Annotated in this window: 24 protein-coding genes; 15 read left to right on the forward strand and 9 right to left on the reverse strand. The window is 35.7% G+C overall.

Going from position 1 to position 18041, the window contains the following annotated elements; all coding sequences use genetic code 11:
- Positions 1-30: 30 nt before the first annotated feature.
- Entirely contained in the window at positions 31-390 is a 360-nt protein-coding gene (locus tag MOK21_RS02945) for a hypothetical protein (RefSeq protein WP_249072484.1), read from the reverse strand.
- 284 nt (positions 391-674) lie between these two features.
- Here MOK21_RS02945 and MOK21_RS02950 point away from each other — a divergent pair, with 284 nt between their 5' ends.
- The 4 genes from MOK21_RS02950 to MOK21_RS02965 all read left to right on the forward strand — a co-directional run bounded on the left by MOK21_RS02950 (position 675) and on the right by MOK21_RS02965 (position 2643).
- Positions 675-1184, forward strand: a complete 510-nt coding sequence (locus tag MOK21_RS02950; RefSeq protein ID WP_249072485.1) for a hypothetical protein — start codon at positions 675-677, stop codon at positions 1182-1184.
- Positions 1185-1505: 321 nt separating this feature from the next.
- Complete coding sequence (locus MOK21_RS23970; protein WP_374110095.1) at positions 1506-1589, forward strand: lipid II flippase family protein; 84 nt, start codon at positions 1506-1508, stop codon at positions 1587-1589.
- Positions 1590-1607: 18 nt separating this feature from the next.
- Positions 1608-2213 (forward strand): hypothetical protein, encoded by a 606-nt coding sequence (locus MOK21_RS02960; protein ID WP_249072486.1) that lies wholly within the window; start codon positions 1608-1610, stop codon positions 2211-2213.
- 70 nt (positions 2214-2283) lie between these two features.
- Positions 2284-2643, forward strand: coding sequence for a hypothetical protein (locus tag MOK21_RS02965; RefSeq protein WP_249072487.1), 360 nt, complete (start codon positions 2284-2286; stop codon positions 2641-2643).
- A gap of 194 nt (positions 2644-2837) precedes the next feature.
- Here the strand turns inward: MOK21_RS02965 and MOK21_RS02970 are convergent, their stop codons facing one another.
- Both MOK21_RS02970 and MOK21_RS02975 read right to left on the reverse strand, forming a co-directional pair.
- On the reverse strand, positions 2838-3326 hold the full coding sequence (locus tag MOK21_RS02970; RefSeq protein WP_249072488.1) for a hypothetical protein: 489 nt from the start codon (positions 3324-3326) through the stop codon (positions 2838-2840).
- Positions 3327-3406: 80 nt separating this feature from the next.
- Entirely contained in the window at positions 3407-3547 is a 141-nt protein-coding gene (locus MOK21_RS02975; RefSeq protein WP_374110096.1) for a Spo0E family sporulation regulatory protein-aspartic acid phosphatase, read from the reverse strand.
- Positions 3548-4105: 558 nt separating this feature from the next.
- On the opposite strand from MOK21_RS02975, the gene MOK21_RS02980 reads away from it, so the two are divergent.
- Positions 4106-4732 carry a hypothetical protein gene (locus MOK21_RS02980; protein ID WP_249072490.1) on the forward strand — a complete coding sequence of 209 codons (627 nt, stop codon included), beginning with the start codon at positions 4106-4108 and terminating at the stop codon, positions 4730-4732.
- 11 nt (positions 4733-4743) lie between these two features.
- A complete protein-coding gene (locus MOK21_RS02985) occupies positions 4744-5298 on the forward strand; it encodes a histidine phosphatase family protein (RefSeq protein WP_249072491.1) in 555 nt (184 codons plus the stop codon).
- Positions 5299-5364: 66 nt separating this feature from the next.
- On the opposite strand, the gene MOK21_RS02990 is transcribed toward MOK21_RS02985, so the two are convergent.
- Complete coding sequence (locus MOK21_RS02990) at positions 5365-5919, reverse strand: GNAT family N-acetyltransferase (RefSeq protein WP_249072492.1); 555 nt, start codon at positions 5917-5919, stop codon at positions 5365-5367.
- Between the two features lie 200 nt (positions 5920-6119).
- Complete coding sequence (locus MOK21_RS02995) at positions 6120-6713, reverse strand: hypothetical protein (protein ID WP_249072493.1); 594 nt, start codon at positions 6711-6713, stop codon at positions 6120-6122.
- A gap of 202 nt (positions 6714-6915) precedes the next feature.
- Between MOK21_RS02995 and MOK21_RS03000 the strand changes: the two genes are divergently transcribed.
- Positions 6916-7395: a GNAT family N-acetyltransferase gene (locus tag MOK21_RS03000; protein ID WP_249072494.1), complete on the forward strand. Its 480-nt coding sequence runs from the start codon at positions 6916-6918 to the stop codon at positions 7393-7395.
- 78 nt (positions 7396-7473) lie between these two features.
- On the opposite strand, the gene MOK21_RS03005 is transcribed toward MOK21_RS03000, so the two are convergent.
- Positions 7474-8145: a class I SAM-dependent methyltransferase gene (locus tag MOK21_RS03005; protein ID WP_249072495.1), complete on the reverse strand. Its 672-nt coding sequence runs from the start codon at positions 8143-8145 to the stop codon at positions 7474-7476.
- Positions 8146-8552: 407 nt separating this feature from the next.
- On the opposite strand from MOK21_RS03005, the gene MOK21_RS03010 reads away from it, so the two are divergent.
- Complete coding sequence (locus MOK21_RS03010) at positions 8553-8879, forward strand: hypothetical protein (protein ID WP_249072496.1); 327 nt, start codon at positions 8553-8555, stop codon at positions 8877-8879.
- A gap of 90 nt (positions 8880-8969) precedes the next feature.
- Entirely contained in the window at positions 8970-10139 is a 1170-nt protein-coding gene (gene ccsB / locus MOK21_RS03015) for a c-type cytochrome biogenesis protein CcsB (RefSeq protein ID WP_249072497.1), read from the forward strand.
- 66 nt (positions 10140-10205) lie between these two features.
- On the opposite strand, the gene MOK21_RS03020 is transcribed toward ccsB, so the two are convergent.
- The 3 genes from MOK21_RS03020 to MOK21_RS03030 all read right to left on the reverse strand — a co-directional run bounded on the left by MOK21_RS03020 (position 10206) and on the right by MOK21_RS03030 (position 13428).
- Positions 10206-10406, reverse strand: coding sequence for a cold-shock protein (locus MOK21_RS03020; RefSeq protein ID WP_053592785.1), 201 nt, complete (start codon positions 10404-10406; stop codon positions 10206-10208).
- Between the two features lie 219 nt (positions 10407-10625).
- On the reverse strand, positions 10626-11252 hold the full coding sequence (locus MOK21_RS03025; protein ID WP_249072498.1) for a response regulator transcription factor: 627 nt from the start codon (positions 11250-11252) through the stop codon (positions 10626-10628).
- The gene (locus MOK21_RS03030) at positions 11245-13428 is read right to left on the reverse strand and encodes a sensor histidine kinase (RefSeq protein WP_249072499.1); all 2184 of its coding nucleotides are present in this window, start codon (positions 13426-13428) and stop codon (positions 11245-11247) included. The genes MOK21_RS03025 and MOK21_RS03030 overlap by 8 nt, the downstream gene beginning before the upstream one ends.
- A gap of 205 nt (positions 13429-13633) precedes the next feature.
- Here MOK21_RS03030 and MOK21_RS03035 point away from each other — a divergent pair, with 205 nt between their 5' ends.
- From MOK21_RS03035 to MOK21_RS03060, 6 genes are all read left to right on the forward strand, one after another.
- Entirely contained in the window at positions 13634-14548 is a 915-nt protein-coding gene (locus MOK21_RS03035; RefSeq protein ID WP_249072500.1) for a hypothetical protein, read from the forward strand.
- A gap of 85 nt (positions 14549-14633) precedes the next feature.
- Positions 14634-15611, forward strand: a complete 978-nt coding sequence (locus MOK21_RS03040) for a thymidylate synthase (RefSeq protein WP_249072557.1) — start codon at positions 14634-14636, stop codon at positions 15609-15611.
- A gap of 180 nt (positions 15612-15791) precedes the next feature.
- Complete coding sequence (locus tag MOK21_RS03045; RefSeq protein ID WP_249072501.1) at positions 15792-16256, forward strand: hypothetical protein; 465 nt, start codon at positions 15792-15794, stop codon at positions 16254-16256.
- A 320-nt stretch (positions 16257-16576) separates the two neighbouring features.
- Positions 16577-16783 carry a thymidylate synthase gene (locus tag MOK21_RS03050; protein WP_249072502.1) on the forward strand — a complete coding sequence of 69 codons (207 nt, stop codon included), beginning with the start codon at positions 16577-16579 and terminating at the stop codon, positions 16781-16783.
- 102 nt (positions 16784-16885) lie between these two features.
- A complete protein-coding gene (locus MOK21_RS03055; protein WP_249072503.1) occupies positions 16886-17296 on the forward strand; it encodes an Rrf2 family transcriptional regulator in 411 nt (136 codons plus the stop codon).
- Between the two features lie 74 nt (positions 17297-17370).
- Positions 17371-18000 carry an NAD(P)-dependent oxidoreductase gene (locus MOK21_RS03060; protein ID WP_249072504.1) on the forward strand — a complete coding sequence of 210 codons (630 nt, stop codon included), beginning with the start codon at positions 17371-17373 and terminating at the stop codon, positions 17998-18000.
- The last annotated feature ends 41 nt before the right edge of the window (positions 18001-18041 follow it).

Raw genomic sequence — 18041 nt, forward strand, 5'->3', positions numbered from 1 at the left:
TGTATATGGATTTCTCGCACTTTTTAGGTTTTAATCTGTTTTATCACTTTTGTTTTTTAGTTGTAAATTGCCTTTATTAAACATAACAAGTCCATTAAAACGCTCATAAATAACATATAACGGATATAACACGACAAGCGTTACGAGATAAGGAGGTATTTTTTCAATAACGGGGAGTATGCCTGATAGATAAGATATCAATGTTTTTGTTAAGAAAATAAGTAACGGAATTGCTACAATCAAACCAATTAAAAGAAGAGGGGTTACCTTTGTTTCTTTTAATTTGGCGTAGCAGTATGGACATTTCATCGTAAATGGTGATGAAAAATCCTCAAAGTCATCAAGGGTTATCGCTTCTTGACAATTTGGACAAGGTATAAATGTTCTCATAATAAATCTCCTAAAAATAAAATTCACTTAAGTATAGGTGAATTTTATTTCAAAAGTAAGTAGAAAATATTGGTGTTAAAAAGTTGGGAAATCCAAGGAGAAAGTGTAAATAAGAAAACCTTATGGCCAGTTTACATCCCAAATAACGAAGCAAGCTGTTCTCGCTTTTTGTCTGATCATTTATGCCTGTGTCATTTTATAAGATTGTTTGGTGTATAAATACCATTACACCTAAAACGTGGTAATCTAAAAGTAATGATCATACTGATGTTAGGAGGGACTAAATGGGTTTGATTTCTATCAGCATAGTACTTGTTATCCTCATTTCAACTGTTGCTTTAGTGGTTATTCGGAAGCATTCGAAGGGTGATATACAGCTAGAAGTTACAGCTGTATGTGAAGGGAAAAATAAATTAGACCAAGCTATTATGAAGATTAACTTTACATTTTCAATTGGCAAACTTACCTCTCATAAAAACGAAATAATAGGCAGTATTGATTGGTCAAAAGGATGGATGCCCGTATGCTATAATTTAAAGGAAAACGGAGCTTATCAGGAGGAACGATTGCTCTTTCCTATAAAAGAAACAACATATTCAACATTCGAAATAAATGCTGCAAAGGCTATAGATAATATGGGACGTGGTGAGGGGTATGTTGTATTAGTATTAGAGGACCCTGTTCCTACAAATAAATCTAGAGCAGGTGTGATTCTTGCTGTAACGGTTAATATGGTGACCTATCAACTTTCTGATTCAATTAGTTGGAATAATGATTTTGTAGTGAGTCATTGAATACTGAGAAAAGCTATTCATTAGGAGGGAAGTACCGAATGAATAGCTTTTTATTTGTTAGGAAAATAACGGAACCTAATCCAGTAAATTTCGTAGAATATTAAAAGGAAGGATGATCCCAGTTCGTTGTGGAATGGAAAATAAAGTATAATTTATAAGGTGGAAAGACGTACATTAGTAGGCACTCTCCAATTACCGACATTTGTAGCTATCAGTCTGAGGAAAGGAATGCTGCTGTAATGTCGCCAGGGCTTATTAATGGTATAGCGACGATGTGACTAATTATATTTATTGACCCTGACATTTCCATTTTTATCGATGATGGGATCTAGGCTACAAGGAACTTTCTTGGCACAGCTCTTATTTTTTCCTGAAGCAAAGTATATTGCTTGGTTTACACAATAATGACTTAGGAGGATTTACATGAATCAAGAATCGTATGACCGTCCAACAGAGTATTATGATCATCAGCTGTTTACAATTGATGAGCAAATTTGTGCACTTATCAATCAGCGTAACCATCTATCAAATAAAAATCCTGGTTTTCCACCGGATGAAGCCCTTGCTCGATGGGCAAAAAAATATGGTTTTTATGAAGCCTTTCTTGCATCATTATTTGGGGTGATGAGAACAGAAGAATATTATAAACCTCGTGTAGAGCCGACGGGGTTTAGAAAGCATATCCCAGTCTTAAAGTCAGTTGAAGTTGATGAACGATACTATACGGTAACGTATGTTCGTCAGTATGAAAATGCCAGTGTTGTACAGCTATTAACGGATTGGGATCCTCGACAAGAATCTACTGTTCATGTTAGAGAAAATTATACTAGTTTTGAGTTGTATGTAGGAGATGCATATGACTGTTGGATCGATAGCGGAGGAGGGACTAATGGCCATGACAGCTGCACTTTTATCGTTTCACCCCCATTACCTGATCAATTAAAAGGTTTAGATTTTGTTTTTAAAGAACATAGCGATGCCTTTGGCGATAAGCCCACTGGATTGAAGATAACTATTCAAGCGGAGTAACAGCTTTTCTAGGAATTAGGAAGGATAGATTGAAGTTGATCACTTTCAAGGAAAGGAAAATCGATATCTAATGAAAAAAATATGCTTCGTAATTTTATTGATGTTTGTGTTAGTTGCTTGTAGTACGAATCAACAAGAGGAGGTACATTACATAGCGAAAAGTGAAAATTGGAAGGCTGTATATCATAGTAATACTGACGATGGTTTACGAATTTTCTATCTTGGAGATGAGCAAGAATTAGGGGATTTACAAATTACGATTGAAGGGTCTAAAGAATTAAATGCTTTTAATGATGTACGAGTAAATACGGATAAGCAGTTTGTCTTAAAGAAAAAAGAAAGCGCAAAAATCTTTAAAAAGGATGCTACCCCAAATATTCGCATTCAGTGGCAGTCTCACAATGAGACTTTAGAAGTAAGAAGTGGCTGAAGACGTAACACCAATCTGTTAGCTCGCTGCTAGGGGGAAGTTACTACCCCTAGTAGCGAGCAAAATAAGCTAAAATAAATGTTTTGAAAATGTTTTTTTGAAAATTTTCTAAAAAATGTTAGTTTTTTCTTCGGTTTTGCTACTATTATTGAATTTTTAAGCATACAATAAATTAAACAACTAACGAAATAGATTTAATTGTCGTTATTCCTTTGATAATTACTACTTCCTAAAAGGATAGTTTGTGTCTCAGCGTCAATGACCAGGTATTTATAATAAGTGTCCTGATTATTTTGCTTAAAGGATGCTAAAAAATATACTTGTCGATTGGGATGAATAAAAGTATGTTGAGAGAGGTCTATTTTTTCACGTATAAAATTTGTTTTTAGATGAAATGTTTCCTCAGCCTTTTGAACGTCCTTAAAGGCTATTTTCTGACGAATGTTTAAGGTAGCTTCGTTATATTCCTCATAGATTGCCCTATCTAATTGATGATAAAAATAATTCTCAGTAAGAAATGACTGATATTGATTATTAGGATATTTATAAGATGTAGTTCTAGAAGGTATGCAAAGAATCGGTGCTGTATTTTCTACTGAATCTTGAGGTTGCTGGAATATAAAGCTTGTAACGACCAATGATAAAAAAATACCTGCATAATTAGGCCTCCTTTTTCCTGTCATAAAGAAGGTAGCCCATTTTTATGTTATTTATACGTTCTTTACAACAGCACGGAACCTAATACAGGTTTATGATAATAGTTTTAGCTTGCTTTATTGATCGCTTTTGAATATTTATTTAGTAGGACATCTAATTCTTGACTACAATCTACCACGCTAGGATGGGTGAAACCTAAATCCATCGCTTTTTTATACATAATTTTCCTTTTAATTTCAATCTCCATCTTCAAGAAATGTTTAAACGATATATTAAGCAAAATCTTTTCCCCCTAAAATTTTTTCTCCATATTCTTGAAATACATTGACCTCGATTCAACTTTTTCATTGTATCTCACCTAAAATGAAAAATATGTCATATTGTGTATCGGTTGAGAAATTCGTAATTTAGTCATAGAAAAAAATATATATTCTTATAGGTTGGAAAAAAATATAGATGATCATCATTGGGTATTTTACATTATTTAAATTACTTTTTTTGTATTATTAATATGTTTCAATGCTCTATACAATAGAATATTAGTGTTTTTTTTTGACTAAATTTTAGAAAATGAATAGAGTGTTATTTAATAGATTCGCATCTTTTTTACTATAAAAATTTATTCTGTAATCGACTGAAGTTTTAATGGACTTTATTTTCTTGTCACAATTTATCAAATATACTTTTTTGTTGTTTGTTATTGAGGAGATTTCTTTCAGGTTTAAAATGTTGAGAATTTTCGAAAAATATAGAATGATAGGTGAAATGGTTTTAATCTATTAAATGATAGGGGGAGGTGCCAGTGTTGAAGAAAAGGTTGTCGATAGTAAGCGTTATTGTCGTTTCTAGTTTAATGTTAATCGCATGTTCAGAAGTGAAAACAAAATCAGGAGAATCTTCAGGATCAACTGCAGTTACGAACCATACTGTTCGACAAGTGGAAGATTCTAAATCGACACCCCCGGTCATTGATAGAGATTATGATTTTACATATTTAGAGGAATTGGGAGAGGAAAAAAGAAATTTATATGATGAATTCTTAAGCAATGGGAAAATGAATAGTTTAAAAACTTTTACACCAGAGGAAATGGTGTTAATTATGATGAATTTAATTTTTGAGAACAATTTCGATAAACTATATGCAATTACTTACAATAACGATGAACTTCCCGATAAACAAACCTTTATTAGTGAGTATATAAACTATTTATTTGATGAGCAAATACAGGATTATTTAATGTATCGATATTACGATCATATTTCATTGGATAAAGAGACTAGTACAGAAAGTATAGCAATTGTTCAGTTGGATATAATTTTTGGTAGCTCTCATTATCGTAAGCTATTTTCTTTACTAAAAGAGGATGGTATGTGGAAGGTTGATTTATACAATTATATGAAAGAAAAGAAAGCAAAATCTGAAGAAAAATAGAGGGGATTATCATGACAGTAATATATTTTGTAAGACACGCTCATTCTTATTATACAGCTGACGAGTATCATCGACCACTTTCGGATAAAGGATTCAATGATAGGGATCGTGTAACGTCTATATTTACAAATAAAGAAATTCATACTATCTATTCAAGTCCATATAAAAGAGCTGTGCAGACGGTGGAAGGCATCGCTCAAGAACATAAATTACAGATAACGACGATTGATTCTATGAAAGAAAGAATATTATCTACTGAAAATATTCTTGATTTTGACGCTGCCATGCATCAAGTATGGAGTCAACCGACTTTTGTATTTGAGGGTGGAGAATCAAATGAAACCGCAAAAGCGAGGGCTATTATGGCCTTGCAAAAAATTATAATTGGCCATCCAAATGACAATATAGTGATTGGTACACATGGCAATATAATGGTCTTAATGATGCAATATTTTGATGCGGAGTATGACTACACGTTTTGGAAAAAACTTTCAATGCCTGATGTCTATCAACTTACATTCGAACAATCCGTGTTATGTGACATTCGAAGAGTTTGGGAAGAATAACAGAAGGGGCTGTCTACTGGCAGCCCATTGGTTCGTTTGAAGTATTTCAACCTTATGAAAAATTACTTACCCAATTTGATTCCATTCTTCTCGTAAAAGGCCAAATAAGACGATATCATGAAATTGACCAAAACGGAAAAGCTCATTGCGTAAAATACCTTCCTTTGTAAAGCCACATTTTTCATAGGAACGAATAGCTCCTTTATTAAAGCTAAAAACCTGAAGCTTTACTTTATTAACCGTCATATAATTAAAAATAAAATGAATAAGAGTTTTCATTGCATCCGTTCCAAGTCCTTTACCTTGCCATTGTTCGCCAATCGAAATGCCTACACAGCAAGTGCTATTTTGCCAGTTGATTGAATAGACACCACAAGAGCCGACAAGCTCATTCGTCGACTTTTCAAATATACCGAAGAAAAACTCCTCTTTTTTAGCACTAATATTTTTAAAGAATGAAGCATGATCCTCGTAGGTATTTGGAAAGGGAATCTCGTCATTGGCAAGTAGCAACGTTTTCATTTCGCTTTCGATGGAAACAAATGCTTCTAAGTCGGAGGAAGTCATTTGCTGTAAAGTAATAGATTGACCTGTAAGAAATTCTTTAAAATAGTTTTCCATTGTTTTCTCCCTTGTTCAAGGGCTGCAGTAAGAGTTTACACCCCTTGGATTATTTATTGTTTAAACAAAACATCTACTGCACTTTTCGCACTCATATCCACAACTCCTTACGTTTAGATAACATTATCGTAGCATTTTTGGTGATTAGTGGAAATAAAAATTTTCATAACGTAAAATATCCCTGATTTCTAGTGATGTATCTATTTACTGTTTTTTAAAGGGCGCCAATTTGTCTGAATGTCTACATCTTGTTGCTCCATCCAATATAGAAAATCCTCTGTGCATGTAATATCGTAGTCTAACACAGCTTCATATACATAAATCGAGGGGAGTACTAGGGATTTTTTAAGCAATTGTTCTTTAATAGTTAAAATATACCTCCGACTTTCAATTGTTAAGGAATCGTTCATTAATGATACTAAATCTCTTGATAGGGGACCTTTCCGTGTTTCGGAAAACAGCCACATATCAATATTCCAAATTTCTGACGGCGCATGCTCATATTGTATTTTAAAATAGTACCCTTTAAATGGTGTTTCCAAGTAATTTCGAAACTTTAATTCTAGTACTTTCGGATTGTTAGTTAAATCCGATAATATCATCATAGCTTCCGCTGCATTAGGGCGACTACAGAATGTTTCGATATCAATATCTGGATCTACTAGTAAATCATACGCTGTAGCGCCGACAACATAAGCTTGTCCAATTGTATTCCACTTTTCTAGCAATTCCAATTCTTCCAAAATAAGAATGGCAGTTTCTTTCCGCTTCTGAGCTCTCTCTAATAGTTCCAATATGAACACCTCTCTTAAATAAATTTCTACATCGTGTTAGAATATATTATATTTTCCGTTTATTTAATATATTATAATCGTTAACGAATCAAATAAAGCAGAATGAATATAAAAATCCGGAAGCATTGTTGATCTGAACGATAGTGAAGTTACTATTATGCCTAGGAGAAGTGACAACTTAAGATGAATGGGGAGAGCTTTGATGAGGTTAAAATTTTATGAAGAAAAAGATGATCACTTAATTAAACGATATACGATTACAGAGGAGCAGCTTCGTTATACGATGTCTCTGAAAGAGAGCATTAAACTAGTGAAGCAGGATAAAAATCGCCATGCCGTTCTCGTATTAAATGAAGATAAGCTCGTGACATTCTTTGTGTTGCATGAAAAAGAGGGCGTTACGCCATATTCCTCTAATGAACAAGCTATTTTAATCCGCGCCTTTTCGACCGACTTTTATGAACAAGGTAAAGGCTATGCGAAAGCGGCATTACAGCTTTTGCCGGACTTTGTTTTGGCGCATTTTCCAACGATCAATGAGCTTGTGCTAGGGGTAAATCTACCGAATACTGCCGCACAGTCCCTTTATAAAAAATGCGGATTTGTTGATGAAGGAAGAATGGTAAAAGGGTTTAGGGATGAGATTAAAGTGATGAGTTATTACTTCAGTGAAATTAATTGAAAACTTAGATGAAGATACCAAAGATAAAATTAAAGGCCTCTCTGTAGAGTACTACTGGGAGGCCTTGCAATGATGAGATTATTTTCTTGCTCTTATTAATAAAAAGGACGGGCGTCGATGCTCTTTTTCTAAGGAAGGCAGTTTTGGAATGGCTTCTGAATCAGGAAGCGGCTCTAGCATTTTTTCTATTGTAAGGTCATATGCGATTAACGTATTTATAATTGTAGACATGCTCCGATGATATTTAACTACACCATCTACAAACCATGTTCGCTCACGTATGCCCTCATCGTGGTAATGGTCCATCGCATAATGGCTCCTACGGCCGCTGCTATCATAAATCCAATTATCCTCCATTGTTTTACGAGCTGTAACAATTGGATGCTCTACAGAAAAAATAAACAAGCTACCTGGTCGAAGCATGCTCGCAATGTTACGAATGACGGCACGAAAATCCTCTATTGCTTGCAAATAGTAGTCTATATTCTGATGAGCATGTTCACGTTGAGCGATTGCCAACATATTTTTTGAAACATCAATAGCGGTTACATGCCTTGCGTTATTTTCTATACAATAATATGCGAATTCTCCCATTCCGCAGCCAATATCAAGTATCTGTAAATCAGTTAAATTAGGAAGTAAAGATTTTAATGCAGGTTGTTCAAGCAAATTATTGAAATTGTAAGACGCTTGACGAAGCTTTTGATATTGATGGAAAAATTCAGGGTGGTCATAAATATTTTGTTTCATTTGTTACCCTCCACTTGTCTTACATAACGTTATGTTACATTTGCGCATATTTATTGTCACATAGCTACTCGAAAAGAAATAGACTTTTATTTCAATTTTTAGTAAGATGTAGGTAGAGACATGCCAACTTTTCTAATTCGCCATCTATTTGCTTGTATAGATGGTTTATTTTTTTGACATGAGGGGGTTCCTTTAGAGATTTATTCTATACTTTATGTTTTTATGTGTCGTAATATTGTAACAATTATAGGAAAATAAATATTTAATAGGAGAATGATGGCACTTCTTTTGACGAATAACGTTATTTTTATTGGAAGCTACTATATAGTCTCTAAAAAATAGATCATCATTAAAGGGCGGGGATGGCATTTTCTAAAACGAATACTGATACATAAAAGTTGATTGAAGTGGAGACGGGGCAACTCCTTGCAGCGATAGAGGAACGAAGGCTAGCGGCAGCAACAATTTCTTCTGTAGTGAAAGCGAAGCGACAACTACAAATGTTTTTCTGTGCGAAAGCGAAGCGGCAGCAACAAAATGTTTTCTGTAGCGAAAGTGAAGCGGCAACAACAAAATGTTTTCTGTGCGAAAGCGAAGCGGCAGCAACAAAATGTTTTTCTGTGCGAAAGCGAAGCGGCAGCAACAAAATGTTTTCTGTAGCGAAAGTGAAGCGGCAGCAACAAAATGTTTTCTGTGCGAAAGCGAAGCGGCAGCAACAAAATGTTTTTCTGTAGCGAAAGCGAAGCGGCAGCTACAAAGCGCCAGTCGGAATAGAACTCAGCCTCGCGTTATGGGTATGAGAAAAAAGTTTGGAGGATTTTACATTGAGTAAAGAAACATTATTAAGTATAAGTAGTAATTCATTGTTCGTAGCATTTATTTTATTACTGATCGCTATTATACCGATTGGACTTGCCGTGAAATCAAAAGGCAAGATGTTTGGAAAAATTGGGCTTCTACTTACATATATTGCTTTTGCTTTACAGCTAGTTTATTTCGTTTTAAGATGGATGGCTGTTGATCATGCACCTGTAAGTAATATGTATGAGTTTATGACGTTCTTTGGCATCATGCTTACTGGTAGCTATTTGATCATTCATTTTTTATATAAACAAATTGTTGTTGGCTTGTTTGCGATCCCTGTGTCATTAATTATTCTCGGTTATGGAAGCGTTTTTACAAAAACAGTTTCACCACTTGTTCCGTCACTACAAAGTAATTGGTTAACGATTCATGTTATGACAGTGGCATTTTCAAGTGCTGTTTTATCGATCTCATTTGCAACAGGTATTATTTATTTGTTAAGAACATTAGATGTTTCTAAATTTTCGAAAAGTACAGTTGCCTTGGAATTTGTCATGTATTGTTTAATTGTCGTGGTTGGTTTTATCGGTGTGGGTACTTATTTTAACGTAGCTGGAGATCAAATCGAGGTTCAATTTGAAAATAAGCTAGAGAAGGTAGAAACAGCGGTTTATACGATGACGCCGATCGTTGTCAATAAAGGTGCAGTAACATCTAGTGGGGATCAAGTTGGTAAGTTGCAGATTACCAATAAGTTAGATGCGAAGAAATTAAATACTATTGTATGGTCATTTATCGTTGGAACAATTTTATATGGGGTAATTGTACTCATTACGAGAAGACGACTAATTGTTTTATTAAAGCCATTAACAAACCGTGTACAACCAGCATTAATGGATGAAATTACATATCGAGCAGTTGTTATAGGTTTCCCATTGTTTGCTCTAGGAGGCTTATTGTTTGCCATGATTTGGGCGCAGATTGCTTGGAGTAGGTATTGGGGTTGGGACCCTAAAGAAGTGTGGGCACTTATCACATTTTTATTTTATGCCGCTTTCCTTCATTTCCGACTTTCTAAAGGCTGGGAAGGAGAAAAGACAGCTTGGTTAGCGATAATTGGATTTGGCATTATCGTGTTTAATCAAGTATTTGTTAATTTAGTCATTGCAGGGTTACATTCTTACGCATAACGAAAAAGAGACATCCGCAATTTGGATGTCTCTTGAATTTTGCACTCTATATGCTAAAGCTATAAATTAAAGCTTTACAACATTAGTTGCTTGTGGTCCACGGTTACCTTCTTCAACGCCGAACTCTACTTTTTGGCCTTCTTCTAGAGTTTTAAAGCCATCTGATTGAATCGCAGAGAAGTGTACGAATACATCATTTCCACCTTCTACCTCGATAAAACCAAAACCTTTTTCTGCGTTAAACCATTTTACTGTACCTTGTGTCATGTGAACAACCTCCCAAAAAAATTAAACAATCATATTGCTTCGATCGCTTGCAAATAAATCACATATTCAAAAGCTCGTATTACTTTTGAATACGTGATTTTAACGGCTAAGATGAAGTAATGTAATTATTGTTCTTATTATATAACAGTCCTAGATATTTATCCAGTATATTCCGCTTTTAGTAAGAGAAAATTTACATTAAATCTCTTTTCTGTATAATTAGTTGATCCATGCCTTTTCTTTTGCGACAATTACGGCCTCTGCACGTGATTCTACGTTGAGTTTGACGAACAGTTTGGATAAATAGTTTTCAACGGTGCGCTGTGTGACCCCAATAGCTGAAGCAATTGCTTTATTAGTACAGCCTTGCGCTACAAGCTGTAAAATCTCTTGCTCCTTGTCGCTCAGTAAAATCTCTTGTTGTACATTCGGTAGGTTCGTGCGCTGATGTACAAAATCTAAAAAATCAGCTGCGAGTAGAATCTCGCCTCGTAGCGCGGCTTCAATGGTTTGAATTACTTGTTGTTTCGTAGCAAGCTTCGATAAAAGTCCATCGACCTTTTTCTCAATAAGTAGTTCGTAATAATCGGAAAGCTCATAGCCTGTATACAGTAAAATCAGTGCTTCAGGTTGCTTTTTCTTAATCATTTCAGCAAGTTGGATGCCATTGATGGGCTTCATATTAATATCAATCAAAAATAATTGAAAAGATTGAACGTCCATTCTTGACAGAACAGCGGCACTATCCTGTTCCGTATCAATATGGGTGTTTGGTAAATCTTGTAATAATGTTTTTGTACCATCTAAAACGACAGGATGGTCATCTATAATAAGAATATTAATCATCTGAATTCACGTCCTCTTGTATTTGAATAAATATATGCATTCCTTCATTTAGACTGGAGGTTATCGTGATGTCTCCATTAAAAGCCCGGACTCGTTCTCGAATACCGTTAATACCCATAGAAGCGGAAGATTGCATTAAGTCTTCAATATCACAGCCAATTCCATTATCATCGTATTGGAGGATGAAGCCACGATTTATCGCTTGTAGTCTTAGTGAAACTTCGGTTGCCTCTGCGTGCTTAATGGCATTATTGAAGAGTTCCTGTACTAGCCGATAGACGACTAAATGTAAAGTGACATCTTGAAAATGGACACGTTCTATTTGAGCATTTACCAAAAAGTCTGCACGTATTTTCACCTTTTGAATTAGTTTTTTTAAGGCGATTTGTAGCCCAAATGTGTCTAGCAAAGGAGGGCTTAGATTCTCACAATACTCACGTAAATCCTTCGATGCATTTAGCAATTGCTCACGAATATCTAAGACCTTTTCTTTTTTTATAATAGGCGAACTGGCAATGACATCTAGCTCTCTTGCTAAATGGAGCTGCTCTTGCAAAATCGTATCATGTAATTCCTGCGCTAAAATACTTTTCTCCTTTTCAATGATATTCCATAGTAATTTGTCGAGCCAAGGGAGATGTGTATCATTGTTATCCTTCATAAGCTTTATTTCATATACTAAATCTTCAATGAGCTTCAAATTATCAATAAACATCGAGACATAGAGGGCAAGTAACTCAAGCCAAAGTAGCTCTTCTTTCTGTAGGACATGTCTAATGTTTAACATGATTTTTTCTTCACCAGTATCATGTAAGAGTAGGTGATTCCCGAAGTTGTCTTCTTCGCGAGTAAAGGGTGCATCTTCCGTTATGGTTGTAATCGAAAAGGCTGTAGTACCAAGCTTTTCTGTTATTTCATACGTTAATTGATCCAGTAATTCTTGCTGATTATTTGCTTTCCCCATACGATTAACGGCAGCATATAAATTATGTACATAATCCCCGGTGGATGAAAAAATAATCTTTCGATACTTATAATCAAGCTGTTCTTTAATATAGAAGCTTGTAATGATGATGAGGAATACAAGTATTAAGACACTCGTAATTTCAATAATCGATAATTTATCTAGTAACAATATGGAAATGACCGTAGTTACTAGTAAAGCACTAAAAAAAGCAAGTGTTGAATAATAACGCAAACGAGATAATTGATATTCAATATCGAACAATCGCTCATTTACTTGAATGAAAATAAAAGAAAAAGGAATAAACAACAAAAATAATGCGGCTACCTCAGAATATAAAATAGGCCTCAGACCTACTATTATAGGTATAACGAAACACAATAAAAACGGCAAGAAAGGCGTAATAAACGCAAAAGTGATTAAACGGATTTTTTCAAGTTTAGTTCGTATATAACTTATGAATAAAATATAGATGGCATAAAGCACTAGTACAGCAAACATTCCTAAGGTAATTAATGATGCTTTCGTACTGAAGTCGGAATTGACATTTTCAATGACCTCAAAGCAAGGGATCAGTAGTAGTGTTAAATAGAGCCATTTAGTATTAATGTAGGGCCATTCAATACGTAGGTAGCGGAAATAAAATTGTAAAAAGTGAATAAACAGTACGATGCATAAAATTATGCCAATACCTATTACTAATGCTCCAATTTGATTGCCTCGAACTGAAGCTCCTGTACTTATATAAGTCAATGAACAGGTTAATAAAAATAATGTAAGTAGGCTAGTTAGTTGATTATCTTTATTTCTTTTCCATAAATAGATGGCAACGCTAAACGATAAGACAAAATAAAACAAAGGGAAAATAATTTGCAAATATAATTCTTCCGGAATATCTTTATGCTTCACTAAGACAGAATGAACATCCCCATTAGGCTTCCTAAACGTTAGTTCTTTTGCACAACAAACATAAGAATCGACTTGGATAGATCGAATATCTTTTGTAGGCTTGCCATCAATAGTCAGCAGAACATCTCCAATTTCTATATTAGATTGCTGTGCCCATTTGGGATAATAAAACTCGGACATGACTGGTTGTTCGCTAGTTGTGTCTAGTCCAATACCAATATAAGGTATTCGTATTGCCACTACTAGCACATAAATACCAAGGAGTAGGTAGGTTATTAAAATACTATATGTCCATTTACTCATCGTTTTCTCTCCATTAACCATGATAATACTGCCCCATTTCAATCGTAAGTACTATTATATTATCCATAATTTTTGGTAATTTTGGAATACCGAAAAAGTTGTTTCGGAAAACCACTATTGCTTTTTCGGAATAACGAAATAGTTTTTTCGGTGTTGCCTATGATAATGTAAAGCTAACATATGTGACGAAAAGGGGGAACGTTGCATGACAAAGAAAAGATTGCTACTAGTCCTTTTTTTTCTCATAATGTCGTACCCGATGACAACGATCGCTACTAACATTGTGAATGACGCGGTGGAAGTCGATATTTGCATTATTGGGGAGGACAATCGTTTTGTTTACAAAATCCCTAAAAATTTACATAATGATACACCGTATGTGGAAATGAAGAATAACATTGAGTCTTCCTTAGCAAGTCATTGGAAGATTGAGGATGCTCGTTTTGAAGATCAGCAGACAAATGTTGCGTATACTTTTTTCATTAAAGATTTAATTAATGAAAAGCAAGATGGGCAAATGAAGGTAGCGATACCCTATTCTTTTTTAGTAGGAATGTTTGGTGAAAATGATCCCATCCAATTACGTATTTTGGCTAGCAAATTAATCGACTGGGAAGCGAATTCGAAGGACTGGGCTCGGCTCGGTTTTGCGGCACCGCTCACTTATTTTAGTGAGCAGGAATATGTTTATGAAGGAGCGGTCAACGAGCTACTGCAGCAGCGGGTAGGACATTTTAATGGTACAGTTATGAAAGGGCAATTGGTTTTACATAGTGCTATTTATTTAAGTTTTATTTTTATCCAACTTATCGCATGTATCATTTTATCAAGACGCTTAAAAAACAGAGTTATAGAAGATCCAGAAAAAATACATCAGTATCGAAAACTTTACTATATGTATCAAATCATTCCGATACTGATGATCGGCGTGCAAATTGTTTTTCTAGTTATGTCAGAGTTGCTGACTGCTTTTAGTCTCTATTTTTCCCCAGGGATAGATCTTTTACTGATTATTGTTCCTATATTAGTGAATGTAATTCTAATACCAACGTTTTTTGTCACGATTGAGAGGGAAATTTCAAAGGAGTTGGAAGACAATTCCTTTGGCGCGTATATGTAAATATTGTTTTTATTTTTGGGAGTCCAAATGTAGATATTAGATGTTATAATGGTCAACAGCATACTTGAAGGAGCTGTTGATGAACATGGCGCATCCAGAAATCGCGTACTTAAATTTACTACAACATATATTAGAGAATGGCGTTAAGAGGGAAGATCGTACAGGCACAGGTACATACAGTGTATTTGGCTATCAAATGCGATTCGATTTAAGCAAAGGCTTCCCTCTTTTAACGACGAAACGCGTACCATTCAAACTTGTAGCAAGTGAGCTACTTTGGTTCATTAAAGGGGATACAAATATTCGCTATCTACTGCAAAATAACAATCATATTTGGGATGAATGGGCTTTTAAAAAATGGGTCGAATCTGATGAATATTCAGGCCCGGACATGACAGATTTTGGTCGTCGTTGCTTAGTAGACGAGTCTTTCAATGCAGTCTATAAAAAAGAATTAGCATCATTTTGTGAGCGTGTTATAACAGACGATGAGTTTGCACGTAAATACGGGGAACTTGGAAATGTTTATGGTAAGCAGTGGCGTAATTGGACAACATCAACAGGGGAAAGCATCGATCAATTGCAAGATGTCATCCAGCAAATCAAGCACAATCCAGATTCTCGACGCATTATTGTCAATGCATGGAACCCAGAGGATGTGATCAATGCCGGAGCAAAGGGTAGTAAAGCAGCATTACCTCCGTGTCACGTAATGTTCCAATTTTATGTCGCAAATGGAAAATTAAGCTGCCAGCTTATGCAACGCAGTCTAGATACATTATTAGGCTGTCCATTTAATATTGCCTCTTACGCACTACTGACACATTTAATTGCACATGAGTGTGGTTTAGAAGTTGGCGAATTTATACACAGTATTGGGGATGCTCATATATATTTAAATCACGTGGAGCAAGTAAAAGAACAGCTTTCACGCGAACCAAAGGCCCTACCAACCTTGAAAATAAATCCAAATAAATCGTCAATTTTCGACATTGAACTCGAAGATATTTCAATTGAGGGCTATGATCCACACCCAACAATTAAAGCACCAATAGCGGTATAAACTAAAGCAGCAGCCATTTTTGGTTGCTGTTTTTTATAGCAAAGGATAAGGCGGAGCGGTGGAAAGAATGGTAGAGCGACGGAAAGAAGAGTCGGAGTGACGGAAAGAGCCGGCAAAGTGACGGATAGAAGAGGCAAAGCGACGGAAAGAACTGGCAGATCGACGGATTGAAGAGTCGGAGTGACGGATGAAAGAGTCGGAGTGACGGATGAAAGAGGCAAAGTGACGGAAAAAGTCAGAGCGACGGATGAAAGAGGCAAAGTGACGGAAAAAGTCAGAGCGACGGATAGAAGAGGCAAAGTGACGGAAAGAAGAGTCGGAGTGACGGAAAGAAGAGTCGGAGTGACGGAAAGAGTCGGCAAAGTGACGGAAAGAAGAGTCGGAGTGACGGAAAGAGTCGGCAAAGTGACGGAAAGAAGGGTCGAAGTGACGGATGGAAGAGGCAAAGTGACGGATAGAAAGGCTGAAATCGTGGATAGAGCCAGCAAAATCGTGGATAGAACGTCCATCCCCGTGGATAGAACGTCCAAAGCGACGGATAGAACCGTCAAAGTGCCGCCGGATACTACCGCCAAAAAAGAGATCCTTATTTTAGATAGAGCTAAATTCTCTATCACTTTATATGAAGAATGTTTAAATTTATGAAAATTTTTCCGATATAAGTATTAATTTAGAAGTCCTAATAATAAATTTTAGAGGTGAATGATGTGAGGAGATCGTGGGCGTTTCAAATAGACGGAAGAGAGAGTGGGCAGCGTTTGAGGATGAAATTGCTTTCAAATACTACTCAACTTAAAGAGGAAACTATTCAATCACATGAGCTATCACACACCTCTACAAAATTAACACAGGCGCAAATAAATGAAATGATGCAGGTTATTGAGAACATTCGGCTGAAACGTTATAAAGAAAGACTGTAAATGTAAGCGCCTTCTAAGCTATAATAGCTGAGGAGGTGTTTGATAATGAACGTGATATTTGTAGATTCGGTTTTAGGTACGGAGCTTTTACAAATGGTGTCACATGATGTGGCAGGCATATTAGCTGCGGCACAAGGGGAAAGTGTGACGTTTCCAATTGGTCATTTTAAGTATGAATTCCATAACTTAGACTTTTATGAGCAAGATGGGGAAATACGACAAGAATTGGTCATTTACGTGAAGAGAGTATAATGTTTTGTTTAATGGAAAAAATAAATACAGGTGCAAATTGAGCAATTTGTTTGCTTTTATTTATTCCTGTAACTATAATAGTTACAACAGGTGGTGATACATATGGTGAACAGTCGTTTTTCGGTAGCGATCCATATACTTTCGCTCATTGCAACAACATCTGATAAAAGCCAGCTGACATCTGATTTCATCGCAGGGAGTGTTAATACAAATCCTGTAGTCGTGCGACGAATGATTGGGGTGCTCAAAAAAGCGGGCTTGCTTACATCGCAATCAGGTATTGCAGGTTATGACCTTTTAGTGGAGCCAAAAGATTTAACACTATTAGCTATTTACCATGCGATTGATGGGCCAGAGCAGCTATTTGCCATTCATGATGAGCCAAATCCAGCATGTTCGGTTGGTCGAAAAATCCAACATACATTGGAGGGTGTTTATACATCTGTCTGGTATGCAATGAAAGAACAACTACAAGCACAAACTTTACAGGATGTGTTAGATCAACTTCGTTAAATAAACGAAGTAGGTCTTTTGTATCTAACCTGTAACTAAAATGGTTACAAATGAAAAATAGGAGGAATATTAGGATGAAAATCGCAGTAATAGGTGCAACAGGGAAAGCGGGACAAAAAATTGTGGAGGAGGCACTACAGCGCGGTCATGATGTGACAGCGATTGTACGTTCAGCTTCAAAAGTAACAGCAAATATTGATGTAATTGAAAAAGATGTTTTTGCATTATCACAAGAAGATGTAAAAGGATTTGAAGTAGTAGTGAATGCTTTTGCTGCTCCTTTTGGTCAAGAGGAATTACATGTGAAAGCTGGCCGTCATTTAATAGATATTTTCACGGGTATTGACACAAAATTATTCGTTGTCGGTGGTGCAGGAAGTCTGTTTGTAGACCCAGAAAAAACTGTACGTGTAATGGATACACCAGATTTTCCAGAAATGTTTTATGCGACAGCTAAAAACCAAGGTGAGAATCTACGTGACTTACAACAATCTAGCATTACTTGGACATTTTTAAGCCCATCTGCTTTCTTTGATCCGGAAGGTCCGCGTACAGGTAGCTATACTACTGGAGAAGATCATCTATTAGTAAATGCTGCTGGCGAAAGTTATGTTAGTTATGCGGATTATTCAATTGCAGTGTTAGATGAAATTGAAAAACCAAAGCATGTTAATAGCCGTTTTACAGTGACTTCTAATAAATAATAAGAAACCGAGCGTAATCACTGCGCTCGGTTTTAAATAAG

The sequence above is a fragment of the Lysinibacillus sp. BPa_S21 genome (assembly GCF_023337795.1).
Lineage (GTDB): Bacteria > Bacillota > Bacilli > Bacillales_A > Planococcaceae > Lysinibacillus.